The organism is Frankia sp. AgKG'84/4 (genome assembly GCF_023242965.2).
Classification (GTDB): Bacteria; Actinomycetota; Actinomycetes; order Frankiales; family Frankiaceae; genus Frankia.
Genome location: NZ_JALKFU020000078.1, coordinates 1 through 14,510 on the forward strand (window position 1 = coordinate 1; position 14,510 = coordinate 14,510).

Sequence of the window (14,510 nt, forward strand, 5' to 3'; positions counted from 1 at the left end):
ACCCCCGACCCCCGGGGCGCCCTGGACATCGTCCCGACCGGCCTGCCGCGCGGGGAGGTCGACGGACGGCTGCGGGACGCCCTGCTGCGGCTGCTGCCCGAAGCGGCGTTGTTCCCCGGCGGACGGCGCGGCCGGGAGTGCTCGGTCTGCGACCTCGGCCCCGCCACGGACGCGGTGACCCAGCTACTCGGCGAGCCCGGCGACGAGCCCCTCGACAAGCCCACCGACGACGGCCTCGGCGACGAGGGACGCGACGATGCGGGCGACGACGAGGCGGGCGACGACGAGGCGGGCGACGAGGCGCTCGTGCCCGGTCTGCTGCCGGCGTCCTATGCGTCCCGGCGCTGGCGTTCGGCGCTGGACCTGCTGGGCGTGCGCCGGGTGGACAGCGCCGCGCTGGTCGAGGCGCTGGCCGGCGCTACCCGGCCCCCGCACTGGTGGGGACGGCTCTATGCCCTGCTGGTCGGCGCCCCGGACCGCGACGCCCTCGGCGCGCTGCCCGTGCCCCTCGCCGAGGTGACGGACGACGAGCGCGCCGGCCTGGCCGTCCGCATGGTCACCGGTCCGCGGGGCACCCTGCTGCCCACCGCCGACCTCGACATCGTGGCTCTGGTCCGCTCCGGACTGCCGCTGCGGGTGGTCCATCCCGAAGCCTGCGCCGAGACCGCCCGCGACGCCCTGCGCACCCTGGGCGCGGTCGAGGGCACGCCCGCCGGGGTACTGCGCGACCCCGCGGTCCGCGAGGCGGTGCTCGATGCCGATCCTGACGACCACCCGGACGATCTGCTCGCCCTGGCCGGGGCCGTGCTGGCGCTCGCCCGGGACGCCGGTACGGAGTCGGCCGGCCTGGACTGGCTGGCGGACCTGCTGCTGCCGAGCGCGGACGGCGAGTTCGCCACGGCCGGCGAACTGCTCGTCGCCGGCGGCCCGCTGGACCAGGTCCTCGACGAGGACGCCCCGTTCTCGACGCTGTCCGCCGACCTGGCCCGGGCCTGGCCCGCCGAGGTGCTCGAACGGGTCGGCGTGCTGCACTCGTTCGGCGTGCTCCGCTCCTACGACCTGCCGTTGGACGCCGACGAGCAGATCCTGCTCGATCTCGACGACAGCGACACCTGGGTGGAGGACGTCGCCGCCGGCGATCACGGCGCGCCGGGTCAGTCCGCGAACCTGCGCCGACCGCCGGCCGGTGCGTCCCCGGCGCCGGCGATGATCGGCGTGTTCGCGGCGGTCCGCGACCTCGAGCTCGTCGACCCGCGGTCCTGGCCGCAGGCCCTGGCCCACCTCGCCCGGCCGCCGCTGCGCGAGGTCGTGTTCACCCCGGAGCCGTCCTACACCCGCTGGTGGCTGGCCCGGCACGCGGTGCTGCCGGTGATCGGCGGCCCACCGCTGCCGCCGCGTGAGCTGCTGCTGGCCACCGCGGATCCGCTGCTCGCGGGTCTGTTCGCCGCCGCCGCGCCGCTCGACGGGGTCGACGACGGGTTCCTGCGCCATCTCGGCGCCCGGCTGACCCTCGACGACGTCCTCGGCGACCTGGGCGCCGTGATGGATCTGCTCGATCGGCTCGGCGACGCCGACCGGGAGATCCCCTGGCCCGCCGCGCGGATCCTCTACATCGCCGCGGTCGACGCCGTCGCCCGGATGCTGGCCGCGCCGCACCGGGACGCGCAGGACGAACGCTTCGACCCGCCCCTGACCGTGCGGACGCCCGACGGGGTCGTGCCGGGCGAGCAGGCCGTGGTCGTCGACGCCCCGGACCTGCTGCGACTGGTGGGTGGGCGCGGGTCGCTGCGGCTACCGCTGGACCGGGCCGCCGAGGTCGCGCACGTTCTCGGCGTGCCGCTGGCCGGCGAGACGGCGTCTGGCGAGGTCGTGTCCACCGGCGGCGAGCCCGGGCGGGCCCCGGACGGCACGCCCTACCTTGTGCACCGCCGCCTGCTGGTCGAGGACCTGTCCGGGCAGCCGACACCGGTGCCGTGGCGGGTCGTCGGCGGCATCGGTGGCGAGGTGCACGTGGACGCGCAGGCCGGGCCGGACGCGCTGGCGCGGGCGCTCGCCTGGCGAGGCGGCCAGTGGGACCGCCGGCACGCGCTCGCCGCCGAGCTACGCGACCCCGACGGCGCGGCCTTCCGCGCGGCGGAGGACGACCTGGACGAGACCTGACCGCCCGTCGGCGCCGTGCTCAGCGCAGGCGGTTACGGCGCCGGACGACGATCCACAGGCCAGCCAGGCCCAGCACGAAGCCGCAGATCGCTGTCGCCAGCCACCACAGGTGGCCGTCCTCACGCAGATCGTCGAGGAAGAACAGCATGACGAGCGCGGCTGTCGCCCACAGCACGGTCCCGACGGCCACCGAGGCAACGCCGTCGTAGGGCATCGGCTCGGGCGCGGGCAGATCGTCGACCGTCCCGACGGGCAAGGTGGACGTCGGCGGCACGGGGCCGGCCGGGGCGGCGCCACCGGGCGCGCTGTCCCCGGCGGCAGCGTCTCCGCTGGCTGGAGAATTCATCGCCGCTGACGCTACTCCGGTCCACCGGGGACCTTTTTATCGACGGACAGCGAGCGGCGGCGGGCGGGTCACGTTGAGCGAGGCGGGTCACGGACCACGGGCGAGGGCACGACTTCTGAGCTGATTTGTGCCGACTTCAGGCCGATTCTCTACCTCTCCGGCCGACTATGTGAAGCAAGTCACAGTTACCCACCCTTGGCTACAACCTGAATCGTGTGTTTCCGTTGCTCTTGTGTTGAAGCGGCTGATCCTGGTCACCCGGAGCCACATCGATTTGCTCCGTGTCGCCTCGGCTGCCTGTCCGGCCGGCTGAGCATCCGCCGGCCGGCTCGCTGCCGGCCCGGACCTGATCGAGCACCGTCGCGGCCCCGAGCGCCATGTCGGCCCGCGTCTCCTGCAGACGCTGACGTGCCGTCGCGGCGAATCGATGCGACGCGAACCCCGCGATCATCCGGATCCCGTGCGACCCCGGTAGGACCAATCCCAGGCACGCCCGTCAGCGGACGCGGGGCGAGCTTGGGCCAGGTCCACCGGGACAGATCGATGATCCACCCCTCCGGACTCTGACCACCCGGCCCGCGACCATCCGGCTCCCGGCAACCGGACGTACCACTGACCGAAAGGCCAGCGATGACCCCGCAGACGAACGTCCTTCCGTACCGGGCGCCGCGCCTGGCGGCTCTGCCGCCGCGCTCGAGTGCCGGGACGGCGACCCTTCCCCGCGTGCCGCTGCCCGTCCCGCCGAGCCATGCCCGGCTCGCCACCCGACCGATCCGGCCCGCCGAGCCGGCGGCACCGCCCCGACGTGGCGTGTGGATCGACCGCACCACCTGGCTCGCCACCGTCGACGGCCGGGCCCTCCAGCTCACCTACCTGGAATTCGAGGTGCTGGACTACTTCGTCAACAACCCGGAGAAGGCCCACAGCCGCCAGGCCCTGCTGTCCACGGTGTGGGGCCGACGGGTGGACGACGACTCCGCTCCCGACCTGCGCACCGTCGACGTCCTCGTCACCAGGCTGCGGCGCAAGCTCGGTGCGGAACACCGGCACCGCATCGAGACGATTCGGCGGGTCGGCTACCGCTACCGTGCCGTGGACCCGGCGCTGGAGTCCTGACCGGTGAGGTCGGCCAGCGCCGTCGGTCGACCGAGTGAGAATTGGCGCCGCTGCCCACCACGGCAGCCCGGCGAGAGCACTATCGAAGCGTGACGACGCTTCCCGAGATGGTGCCACCGCGTGATCCGGCGCTGTCCGTGAGGTGGCGGGAACAGCGCCGGGCGCTGCGCCGTCGCCAGCCCGACCTCCCCCTCGCGATGGCCCTGGTCACCGACGGGTCCGACAGCACCACGGCCGGGGTGCTGCGGGCGGCCGGCGTCGACGTGGTCGGCCTGCTGGCGCCGGAGCCCCTCGAGTCGCTCGCCTGGGCCGCGGAGGCGGGGGTCCGCCGCGCCTACGCCGATCCGCTCGCGATGCTGACCGACGATCTCGAGGCGGTCTGCGTGGACACCCGCCCGCCCGGCTCCGACATCATCGCCCGGCGCTCGGCCGAGGTCGGTCTGCACGTGCTGCTCGCCGGCCCGGCCAGCGCCGAGGCGGAGACCCTGCGCGCCGTCGCCGACCTGGCCGAGGAGGGCGACCTCGCCCATGTCGTCGCCCTGGACGGACGGGCCTGGCCGGCCGCGACCCACGTCGCCGCCACCGTGTCCTCGCTCGGCCGACTGACCCAGATGACCGTCGTGGGGGCGCCGACGGGGCCGAACGGCCGCGTCGAGATCGTCGACCTCATCATGCGCTGGTGCGGGGAGGTACTGGCGGTCTGTGCGGACCCGGCGGCGATGCCGGCCGCCGTCCTGACCCCGGACGCGCCGGTCACGCTGGCCCTGCTCACCGCGAGCGGAGCCACCGTCCTGATCAACGAGCGGATGAACGGGCAGCTCGACACGGCCACGATCACCGTGTGCGGGGAGGAGGGCCGGGTCGTGGTGCAGGGGCGCCGGATCCGCCGCCAGGACGTCGACGGGGTGCGTGACCTGATGATGCCGGCCGCCGCGACCGCCCGCCCCGGCCTGATGGAGGCGACCTGCGACGTCGTGCGGGTCACCGAGCTCGACGACGCCCGGCTCGTGCGGGGCGCGACGTTCCACGACCTGCTCGCGGCGAACCGGCTGATCGCGGCCGCCGGCACCTCCCAGCGCCGTGGCGGCTGGGTGGAGCTCTGAGCGCGTCGCTGCCGCCGCCTGGTCCCGTCAGGAGCCGGCGAGGGCTTCCAGCACCGGCGCGGCCCGCGTCAGCGTGGCCACCTCGTCCGCGGACAACGCGGCGAGCTGGTCGGTGAGCCACTCGTCGCGACGACGCCGGTCGTCGCTGAGCAGCGATCGACCCCGGTCGGTCACCTCGACGATCACTTGGCGGCCGTCGGTGGGATGGGACCGGCGTTCCACCAGCCCTTCCAGGGCCAGATAGGCGATCACTCGCGTCATCGACGGCGGCTGGACCCGCTCGTGGGCGGCGATCTCCCCCAGAGTCATGGGGCCCCGCCGATCCAGGGAGGCGAGGGCCGACGTCTGGGTGGGGGTGAGCTGGCTCGACCGCTCCTGGCGCATCCGTCGGGAAAGCCGCATCACCGACAGTCGCAGCGCGGACGCGAGTTCGGCTTCACGGGCCGTCCCGGTCTCCATCGCCTGACGGTACTCGCTGGTACCGTTCGGATTGCGAGCGGCCCTCGCATCGACGGCCTCGACGGCCGTCGGGGCCGGCCACCCCCCGGCGGTAGCCGACCCCGACGCGGTCCGACGCCCCTTCGCGGTCGACCGCGACGGGAGCCGATCCGTGCCTCCAGGTTGCACCCTGGCACCCGTCCCTGACTTCGGGGCGGAATCCAGCGTTGGCGAGGGCTTTCCCACGGCCGGATTGCGGGGTAACCCGCAGCGTGGCCCCACGCGTGTGCGAACCTTGCCGGGTGAGTTTCTGGCCACATAGCGTCGACTGACGTGCCTCATCCGCGCCTTCCCGGCCGCCTCTCCGCCTGCGCCGCGCGGCACCGTTCCCTGTGCCTGGCCGTCAGCGGGTCGGTCACGGCTGCCCTCTCGGTCGCCTGCCAGTGGCGGTCCTTCGGGCCCAGCCCGTTCGCGGCCAGCGTGAACGTCGCCGTGGCGCTGGCCTTCGTACTGACCGCTGCCATGCTCAACGGCGAGGAGACCCTCGGCAGCGTGACCGGGGCGCTCGCGCTGGGCGGACTGCTCTGGCCGCTGTCCTGGACGGCGGGCTGGGAGACGGGCCCGTCGGCACTGCTGTCGACCTTCGCCTACTCGCACTTCTGGGTCTGCATCGGGTGGGGCGTCCTGCGTTATCCCACCGGCCAGCTGCGCACCAACGGCGAGCGGGCCCTGCTCGCCGCGGCCGTGCTGGTCGTCCCGCTGGCCAACCTGGGACTGATCGGCATCTCCCGGCCCGCCTGGTTCGGGTACCGCGAGGACGCGAACCTCTGGTGGTACGGCGAACCGATCGGCCTCGGCACGTTCCATCTGATCGTCGACGTGCTGGACGTCCTGACGGTCGTGCTCAGCGTCCTGTTCCTGGTGGTCGTCCGCAACCGCCTGCGGCAGTACTCCGAACTCGACCGGCGGATCTTCCAGCCGGTGGCGATCGCGCTGCTGGTGGCCTTCCTGATCGCGGCGACGATCAACTCCGTGGCCTACAACCCGAGCGGCCCCTCCATCGGCCCGGAGTTCACGGCGGTGTCGCTCACGCTGCTGACGATCCCGCTGGCGTTCGCGGCGGCGGTCCTGCGCCGGATGTTCGTCCGGGCCCGGATCGCCCAGCAGCTCGCCACCCTGCCGAACCCGCCGACGGTGGGCGTGGTGCAGTCGGCGCTGCGCAGCGTGCTGAACGACGACTCCGCCGAGATCCTCCTCTGGCTGCCCGAGGAGGAACACCACGTCGACGCCACCGGTACACCCCGGCAGCCACCCGGCCCGCGGGCGGCGGAGGTCATCACGGAGCTGCGGACGTCGACCGGCAGCCCCCTCGCAATGATCATCGTCGCGCCGGCCATGCGCCGAAACCGCGACCTGGTCACGGCCGCGGTGCAGACCTGCGTGCTGGCGCTGGAGAACGCCCGGCTGCACGCCACGGTGGCCGCGCAGCTCGTCGCGGTCAGCTCCTCCCGCGCCCGACTCGTCGAGGCCGGCCTGCACGAACGACGACGGCTCGAGCGCGATCTGCACGACGGCGCCCAGCAACGCCTGTTGGCTCTGGCCACGAGACTCGGGCTTGCCCGGACGAAGGCGACCGATCCCGATACGATCTCGGCCATCGACGCCGCCCGGGAGGACCTCCGTCACGCCCTCGCGGACCTGCGCAGCCTGGCCCGGGGCATCCACCCGGCCCAGCTGAGCCAGGGCGGCCTGCGGCCGGCGCTGGAGACCGTGACGACCACACTGCCGCTGGATGTCACGCTCGACGTCACCCAGGAGCGGTTCAGCGCCGTCCTGGAGGCAGGCGCGTACTACACGATCTGCGAGGCGCTCACGAACACGGTCAAGCACGCGGGGGCTTCGCGCGCGGTGGTCACGGTCCGCCGCAGGGGCCAGGTCGTCCGCGTCGTCGTCGCCGACGACGGCAAGGGCGGCGCCATGACCGTCGACGGGGGTGGGCTCGCCGGCCTCACCGACCGGGTACGAGCCCTGGGTGGGGCCTTGGAGATCACCAGCCCGTCCGGCGGCGGCACCCGGCTCGCCGCGGACATTCCGTGCGAACCACCCGCCGTGACGTCGCCGGTGTGGGGTGGCGCCGCCGTCGCGGCGCCACGGGTAAGACATGTCGTACCGCTCGACGAAGGGGGGGTCGATCCGTGCGTGTAGTGATCGCGGATGACTCGACGTTGTTCCGCGAGGGCCTGGCGATGCTGCTGGCCAGCTCGGGCGTCGAGGTCGTCGCACAGTACGCCGAGGCCGACCAGCTGGTCCGCGCCCTGCCGCAGACCCGGCCGGACGCGGTGATCCTGGACATCCGGATGCCGCCGACGTTCACCGACGAGGGTCTGGTCGCGGCCGAGCTGATCCGCGGCCAGCATCGCGGGATCGCCGTCCTGATGCTGTCGACCTACGCCGAGACGCCCTACGCGCTGCGCCTGCTGGGCGACGGCAGCGGCGGCCTCGGCTACCTGCTGAAGGACCGGGTGGACGACGTCGGGGCGCTCCAGGACGCGCTACGGCGGGTCATCGAGGGCCGGCTGGTGCTCGACGAGGAGATCGTCGCGGGCCTGCTGGCCCATCGGCGCCACTCTGACGAGCTGGCCCGACTGACCCCCCGGGAGCGCTCGGTGCTCGGGCACATGGCCGAGGGTCGTTCCAACCAGGGCATCGGCAGCCGGCTACATCTGGCTCCGAAGACCGTCGAGAACCACATCGCGGGGGTGTTCAACAAACTCGGGATGCCGGCCTCCACGGACGACAACCGCCGGGTGCTCGCCGTGCTGACCTGGCTGCGGGCCGCCGGCACCGGGCCTGGGGACGTACTGGCCCCGGCCGGGCGGGCGGCCCCGGCGGCGAGCGGCGGGCAGGCGACGGGCACCTCCCCGTTCGGGTAGGTGACCGACCACGTCGAAATCCCGCCGGAAACTCACCCAGCGTGCCCTCCTGCGGGGCAGGGGTGGCGAGAGTGCCTGCCCGATCGGGGGTGGCGCAGCCCACGTGGGACGAGGCTCACCGATCACGCGCATGTGCAGGCGAGAGCGGCCAGACTTGGGAAGAACATAGTGAGCCAGCGAACCGGCGTGAGCGCTCCGTATCCGGATGCGCGCCCCGGCTGGGGCCAGAGCCGTTACCGACGGCATCGCCACCGCGAGAGGAGCCCGGCGTGTCCGAGCAGGTCAGCACACTGACCGTTACCGACAACCGAACCGGAAGGACCTATGAGATCCCGGTCTCGGATGGCACGGTACGCGCGAGCGCGTTTCGTTCGATCAAGACGGGCGACGACGACTTCGGTTTGATGGCCTACGACCCGGCGTTCACCAACACCGCCAGCTGTCGCAGCGCGATCACCTACATCGACGGCGACGCCGGCATCCTGCGCTACCGCGGCTACCCGATCCAGGAGCTTGCCGAGAAGAGCAGCTTCCTCGAGGTCTCGTACCTGCTTCTGGCCGGCGAGCTGCCGTCGTCCGACGAGCTGTCGACGTGGGAAGACGAGATCACGCACCACACCCTGGTGCACGAGTCGATCAAGAAGTTCATCGACGGGTTCCACCACGATGCCCACCCGATGGGCATGCTGGTGTCCACGGTCGGCGCCCTGTCGACGTTCTACCCGGACGCGAAGAAGATCGACGACCCGGGCCTGCGCCGCCTCCAGATCGTCCGCCTGATCGCCAAGATCACGACGCTGGCGGCGTACTCCTACCGGCACTCGGTCGGTTTCCCGTACGTCTACCCGGACAACGACCTGTCGTACGCCGGGAACTTCCTCAACATGATGTGGAAGGCCACCGAGCTCAAGTACGAGCCGGACCCGAACCTCGAGCACGCCCTCGACGTGCTGTTCATCCTGCACGCCGACCACGAGCAGAACTGCTCGGCCAACGCGATGCGCGCCGTCGGCAGCTCGCAGGCCGACCCGTTCTCGGCCGCCGCCGCCGCCATCGCCGCGCTCTACGGCCCGCTGCACGGCGGGGCGAACGAGCAGGTCCTGCGGATGCTTTCCGAGATCGGTTCGGTCGAGAACATCCCCGCCTTCATCGCCAAGGTGAAGGACGGCAAGAAGAAGCTCATGGGCTTCGGCCACCGGGTCTACAAGAACTACGACCCGCGGGCCCGGGTGATCCGCCAGGTCGCCGACGAGGTCTTCAAGGTGACCGGCACCAACCCGATGCTCGACCTGGCGATGGAGCTGGAGCGGATCGCGCTGGAGGACGAGTACTTCGTCTCCCGCAAGCTCTACCCGAACGTCGACTTCTACACCGGCATCATCTACCAGGCCATGGGCTTCCCCGTGGAGATGTTCCCGGTGCTGTTCGCGATCGGCCGGATGCCGGGCTGGCTGGCCCAGTGGGAGGAGGGCCTGCTCGACCCCGAGCAGAAGATCGCCCGCCCGCGCCAGCTCTACGTCGGCTACGACCAGCGCCCGTACACGCCGATGGACAAGCGTGCCGCGGGCAGCGACGCCGACAGCGACCCGATCGCCGCCCAGGCCGCCCAGGCCGCCCCGGAGCGCCCGCTGCGCTGAGGCCAGACCGCTTCCCGTGGATCTTCGACCACCCAGTCGAAGATCCACGGGACGACGTCGCACGCCCGTCTGCGATGAGTCAGAGGCGATCGACGATGTAGTCGATGCTGGCGGTGAGGGCCTCGACGTCGGCGGGGTCGACCGCGGGGAAACAGGCGACCCGCAGCTGGTTGCGGCCGAGCTTGCGGTACGGCTCGACGTCGACGACACCGTTGGCGCGCAGCACCTTCGCGACCGCCGCCGCGTCCACGCCGTCGAAGTCGATGGTGACGACGACCTGGGAGCGCTGCGCCGGGTCGGCGACGAACGGCGTCGTGTACGCCGTCTTCTCTGCCCAGGTGTAGAGGGTCGAGGAGGACTCACCGGTGCGCCGCACGCACCAGTCGAGGCCGCCCTGCCCGAGCATCCACTCGATCTGGTCGGCGAACAGGAACAGCGTCGACACCGCCGGGGTGTTGTACGTCTGGTCCTTGCCGCTGTTGTCCCGCGCCGTCGTGAGGTCAAGGAACGGCGGGATCCACCGGTCGGTGGCGGCGATCTCGGCGAGCCGCTCGATGGCGGCCGGCGACACCAACGCCGTCCACAGGCCGCCGTCGGAGGCGAAGCACTTCTGCGGGGCGAAGTAGTAGACGTCGGTCTCGGCGACGTCTACCGGCAGGCCGCCGGCCCCGGACGTCGCGTCGACCAGGTGCAGCGCCCCGGCGTCCGTGCCGACCGGGCGGCGCACCGGGCGGGCGACACCGGTGGACGTCTCGTTGTGCGGGGTGGCGTAGACGTCGATGCCGGGCTGCGGCGCCCAGTCCGGGTACGTGCCCGGCGCCGAGGACACGACGGAGGGATCGGCCAGGAACGGCGCGCCCTTCGTCGTGTCGGCGAACTTGCCGCCGAACTCCCCGAAGACCAGGTGCTGGGACCGGGTACGGACCAGGTTGAACGCGGCCGCGTCCCAGAAGGCGGTCGCGCCGCCGATCCCGAGCAGGACCTCGTAGCCCGCCGGCAGGGAGAACAGCTCGGCGAGCCCGGCCCGCACCCGGCCGACCAGGCCCTTCACCGGCTTCTGCCGGTGCGACGTGCCCAGGTAGGCCGATCCGCTGGCGGCGAGCGCCGCGACCGCCTCGGGGCGGATCTTCGACGGGCCGCAGCCGAAGCGCCCGTCCACCGGTCGAAGGCGCTCGGGCAGCTCGATCGCGGGGGCCGTCGCGGTATCAGCCACGGGGCACCCCTGGGTGAACATCACCGAGCGGGCGCGGCGCGGGGCCGACGTAGCGCGCGGACGGACGGATCAGCCGCCCGGTGCGCTGCTGCTCGAGTATGTGGGCGCTCCAGCCCGCGGTTCGGGCACAGGTGAACATGGACGTGAACATATGGGCTGGCACCTGGGCGAAGTCGAGCACCACGGCGGACCAGAACTCCACGTTCGTGCGCAGCGGGCGGTCCGGGAAGCGGTTGGTGAGCTCCTCGATGGCCGCCGCCTCCAGGGCCTCGGCCGCCTCGTACCGGTCCGATCCGAGGTCGCGCGCGGTGCGGCGCAGCACGCGGGCGCGCGGGTCCTCCGCGCGGTAGACCCGGTGCCCGAACCCCATCAGGCGCTCCTTGCGGTCCAGCGCCCGGCGGACGTAGCCGAGCGGGTCCCCGGTGCGCTCCACCTCGTCGAGCATCGCGAGCACCCGGGAGGGCGCGCCGCCGTGCAGCGGCCCGGACAGGGCACCCACGGCGGCGGACAGCGCGGCAGACGCGTCGGCGCCGGTGGAGGCGACCACCCTGGCGGTGAACGTGGAGGCGTTCATGCCGTGTTCCGCGGCCGACGCCCAGTAGGCGTCGATGGCCTGGACGTGCTTCGGGTCCGGGTCGCCACGCCAGCGGATCATGAATCGCTCGGTGATCGTTCGAGCCTTGTCGACCTCCTTCTGCGGCACCGCCGGCTGGCCGAGGCCGCGAGCGGACTGCGCGACGAAGGACAGCGCGACGACCGACGCCCGGGCGAGGTCGTCACGGGCCTGCTCCGCGCTGATGTCGATCAGCTGCCCGAGCCCCCAGTAGGGCGCGAGCATCGCCAGCGCGCTCTGCACGTCGACCCGGATGTCACCGGAGTGCACCGGCACCGGGAACGGCTCGGCCGGCGGCAGGCCGGGTTCGAACGACCCGTCGACCAGCAGCCCCCATACGTGGCCGTAGTCCACTTTGCCGACGAGATCCTCAATGTCGACGCCGCGGTACCGCAGCGCGCTGCCCTCCTTGTCCGGCTCGGCGATCTCGGTCTCAAAGGCGATCACGCCTTCCAGACCGGGCTTGAAATCGCTTGTCTTCTCGGCCATCGAGTCCGGATCTCCGCTTCTGTCCGTTGGTTCAACCGGCGGCCGTCCAGGTCGTGCCCCGTCGGTCCTGCTCCATCCGATCCTGCCCCGGGTCCTCCGGCGGCGCCAGAGCGCCACGGCCTCCCGCCCGGAATCCGACCGCAACCAGCCAGTCGATACTCACTCTGGGTGAATCGGCGACCACGCGAGCACCAAGGTGCAACGCGAACCGAAGTAACTTTGTCCGAATAGATGACTATTTGCAGGAAACTGCCTATAGCTAGTCGGGGGGACGATCCCCGCCGGCCTTACGCCGCAAGCTACGGTCATCCCGGGCAGAAACCGCGAATGCCCATCGGTCATGCCAGGCACCGGCCTGGAGCGGGATACCTCGGGGGGATCATGGCGCTCGTCTTCATCAGTCATCGGGCGGCGGACATCGCCGCAGCTGAGCGGCTGGGACGAGCGATCAGCGCCGTGGGCCACGCGGTGCACCTCGACCGCTGGGAGATACGCATCGGCGATGTCGTGCCCATGTTCATGAATGCAACACTCGCCGAAGCGAACTATCTTGTACTCGGCCATTCGACCCTCGGAATCCACGCTCCCTGGATAGCGCAGGAATTTCTGCCGGCCCTGGCCGTGGAACTCAACGCGCGGGGAATCGGCCTGCTCCCGGCGGTTCTGTCCGGCGCCGAGGGGCCGATGCGGCTGGGCGGGCAGCCCTGCACCGACCTCACCACCGACTGGGATCGCGGCGTCGCCGCGATCCTGCATCAACTCGGCTGACGGTCCACGGCGCCTGGCACGATCCAGGGGTGTCCACCACCGCGAGCTCCGGACCGCCCCCGCGCCCCAGGACCCTGCCGGAGAACGGTGCGGTCCCCTCGCCTGATCCCGCCGCGCTGCGGCGGAACTACGAGGCGGGCCGGTTGGAGCCGGAGCAGCTGGCAGCCACCTGGGTCGAGCAGTTCGCCCACTGGTTCGCCGAGGCGAGTGCCACCGGCGAACAGACGGGCCTGCCCGAGGCGAACGCCGCTGTCTTCGCCACCGCCTCGGTGGACGGGCAACCCAGTGCTCGCACCGTGCTCCTCAAGGGCTTCGATCACCGCGGGTTCGTGCTGTTCACCAACTACACCTCCCGCAAGGCGCGGGAGAGCGCGGAGAACCCCTTCGGCTCACTCGTGCTGCCCTGGTATGGCATGCAACGGCAGGTGGTCGCGATCGGAGCGGTCGAACGCGTCAGCCCAGCCGAAACGGAGCGTTACTTCACCTCACGGCCCCGCGGGTCCCAGCTCGGCGCGTGGGTCAGCCACCAGTCCCAGGTCATCGAGTCACGCGAGGTGCTGGATGCCCGCGCCGCCGAGGTTGCCCGCCGGTGGCCGGCGGGCACGCCGGTGCCGACGCCGCCGTTCTGGGGCGGCCTGCGCCTCGTGCCCGAGACCGTGGAGTTCTGGCAGGGCCGGGCCGACCGCCTGCATGACCGACTGCGCTACCGGCGGGCCACCGCGGGAGCGGACCTCTGGGTCGTCGAACGCCTCTCGCCCTGATCAGGGTGTGCGCACCCGGCATCGCGACTTTTCGAGGAACGTCACAGCCCGCCAGCGACCTCAACGGATCTGATAAAGCCGCGTCGCCGTGGCGGCGCCGTCGGCCAGGGTGGCTCCCCAGCGGCCGGCGCCTGTCCTCGGGCTGCCCGGCCGGGGGAACCTGGGTGGGTGACACCGTCCGGGGATCCGCCGCAGTCTTGCCACCCAAGGGCTCTGAGCTGGTGATACTCCTTACCGAGGCCAGCTGACGGAGCTGCTCTGGCTGCGCGTCGGCGGTACCGCCACCCCCGGGGGCGAAGCTTCTCCCCACGACCTGAGGACCGCCGGGGACGCGGTCGAAGGGCGCTCCAGGCCGGCCGCCTCGCGGGATCTCGGCACACAGTCCAGCGGTGGAAACGTTTTCCGCCGTGTGTGGGCGTGGCGCCGGAAACGTCGACCGGGCCCGATCTCCATCCCGGCCCGCCGACCGGGATGATCCCCCCGCTGTCCGCCGCTTCGCTCACCGCACCGCGCGAGCCCATTCCGGACGACTTCCGCCGGCCGACGCGCACGGGTAATAGCAGGCTCGGAAGTGCACCCCCGACTCCCCACGAAAAGGTAATTCCCGCACCCAACGACCCCGCTACGGCGGACCCGGCCTTTTCGTGCCGGCCGATGCGTTGCTACGTTCTTTCTCGATCAAGGCTTCACGTCGAGGCTTTTCGGCCCGGCAGATGTCGAGGGGACGGATTTATGCGCAGGACCCGATCGCGGGCCATGGCGGCCGGCATTCTCGGGGCGGCGGTGATTGTGCTGGCACCACCCGCATCGGCAACGACGCCGAACCCCACGCCGACCCAGGCGGTCGCCGGCAGTCCGGCCTCGACGCCGGCGCCGGCGTATCCGCGGACCGCGGTCGGCGGAGCCGCCACGCCCCTCCCGACGGCGCCGGCC

General features: G+C 72.1%; 11 protein-coding genes and 2 pseudogenes. 9 read left to right on the plus strand and 4 right to left on the minus strand.

From position 1 onward, the window contains the following. Positions 1-2,160: pseudogene (locus MXD58_RS07960) on the plus strand (sacsin N-terminal ATP-binding-like domain-containing protein); the annotation flags it as partial. A 19-nt stretch (positions 2,161-2,179) separates the two neighbouring features. Here the strand turns inward: MXD58_RS07960 and MXD58_RS07965 are convergent. Then, positions 2,180-2,506: a DUF2530 domain-containing protein gene (locus tag MXD58_RS07965; protein WP_248840150.1), complete on the minus strand. Its 327-nt coding sequence runs from the start codon at positions 2,504-2,506 to the stop codon at positions 2,180-2,182. Positions 2,507-3,136: 630 nt separating this feature from the next. Between MXD58_RS07965 and MXD58_RS07970 the strand changes: the two genes are divergently transcribed. Both MXD58_RS07970 and MXD58_RS07975 read left to right on the plus strand, forming a co-directional pair. Continuing rightward, positions 3,137-3,622 carry a winged helix-turn-helix domain-containing protein gene (locus tag MXD58_RS07970; protein WP_248840149.1) on the plus strand — a complete coding sequence of 162 codons (486 nt, stop codon included), beginning with the start codon at positions 3,137-3,139 and terminating at the stop codon, positions 3,620-3,622. Positions 3,623-3,711: 89 nt separating this feature from the next. Then, entirely contained in the window at positions 3,712-4,725 is a 1,014-nt protein-coding gene (locus MXD58_RS07975; protein ID WP_248840148.1) for a Gfo/Idh/MocA family oxidoreductase, read from the plus strand. A gap of 27 nt (positions 4,726-4,752) precedes the next feature. Here the strand turns inward: MXD58_RS07975 and MXD58_RS07980 are convergent, their stop codons facing one another. Next, positions 4,753-5,184, minus strand: coding sequence for a MarR family winged helix-turn-helix transcriptional regulator (locus MXD58_RS07980; RefSeq protein WP_248840147.1), 432 nt, complete (start codon positions 5,182-5,184; stop codon positions 4,753-4,755). A 312-nt stretch (positions 5,185-5,496) separates the two neighbouring features. On the opposite strand from MXD58_RS07980, the gene MXD58_RS07985 reads away from it, so the two are divergent. The 3 genes from MXD58_RS07985 (at position 5,497) to MXD58_RS07995 (ending at position 9,733) form a co-directional block, all read left to right on the plus strand. Next, positions 5,497-7,368: a sensor histidine kinase gene (locus tag MXD58_RS07985; RefSeq protein WP_248840146.1), complete on the plus strand. Its 1,872-nt coding sequence runs from the start codon at positions 5,497-5,499 to the stop codon at positions 7,366-7,368. Beyond that, positions 7,359-8,096, plus strand: a complete 738-nt coding sequence (locus MXD58_RS07990; RefSeq protein ID WP_248840145.1) for a response regulator transcription factor — start codon at positions 7,359-7,361, stop codon at positions 8,094-8,096. Before MXD58_RS07985 ends, MXD58_RS07990 begins: the two co-directional genes overlap by 10 nt. Positions 8,097-8,365: 269 nt before the next feature. Beyond that, entirely contained in the window at positions 8,366-9,733 is a 1,368-nt protein-coding gene (locus MXD58_RS07995; RefSeq protein ID WP_248840144.1) for a citrate synthase, read from the plus strand. A gap of 79 nt (positions 9,734-9,812) precedes the next feature. On the opposite strand, the gene serC is transcribed toward MXD58_RS07995, so the two are convergent. Both serC and MXD58_RS08005 read right to left on the minus strand, forming a co-directional pair. After that, positions 9,813-10,946, minus strand: coding sequence for a phosphoserine transaminase (gene serC / locus MXD58_RS08000; protein WP_248840143.1), 1,134 nt, complete (start codon positions 10,944-10,946; stop codon positions 9,813-9,815). Continuing rightward, on the minus strand, positions 10,939-12,048 hold the full coding sequence (locus MXD58_RS08005) for a citrate synthase 2 (RefSeq protein ID WP_248840142.1): 1,110 nt from the start codon (positions 12,046-12,048) through the stop codon (positions 10,939-10,941). Before MXD58_RS08005 ends, serC begins: the two co-directional genes overlap by 8 nt. A 381-nt stretch (positions 12,049-12,429) precedes the next feature. On the opposite strand from MXD58_RS08005, the gene MXD58_RS08010 reads away from it, so the two are divergent. The 3 genes and pseudogenes from MXD58_RS08010 to MXD58_RS08020 all read left to right on the plus strand — a co-directional run. Then, a complete protein-coding gene (locus MXD58_RS08010; protein WP_248840141.1) occupies positions 12,430-12,816 on the plus strand; it encodes a toll/interleukin-1 receptor domain-containing protein in 387 nt (128 codons plus the stop codon). Positions 12,817-12,890: 74 nt separating this feature from the next. After that, a complete protein-coding gene (gene pdxH / locus MXD58_RS08015) occupies positions 12,891-13,577 on the plus strand; it encodes a pyridoxamine 5'-phosphate oxidase (protein ID WP_248840165.1) in 687 nt (228 codons plus the stop codon). A 732-nt stretch (positions 13,578-14,309) separates the two neighbouring features. Continuing rightward, positions 14,310-14,510: pseudogene (locus MXD58_RS08020) on the plus strand (hypothetical protein); the annotation flags it as partial.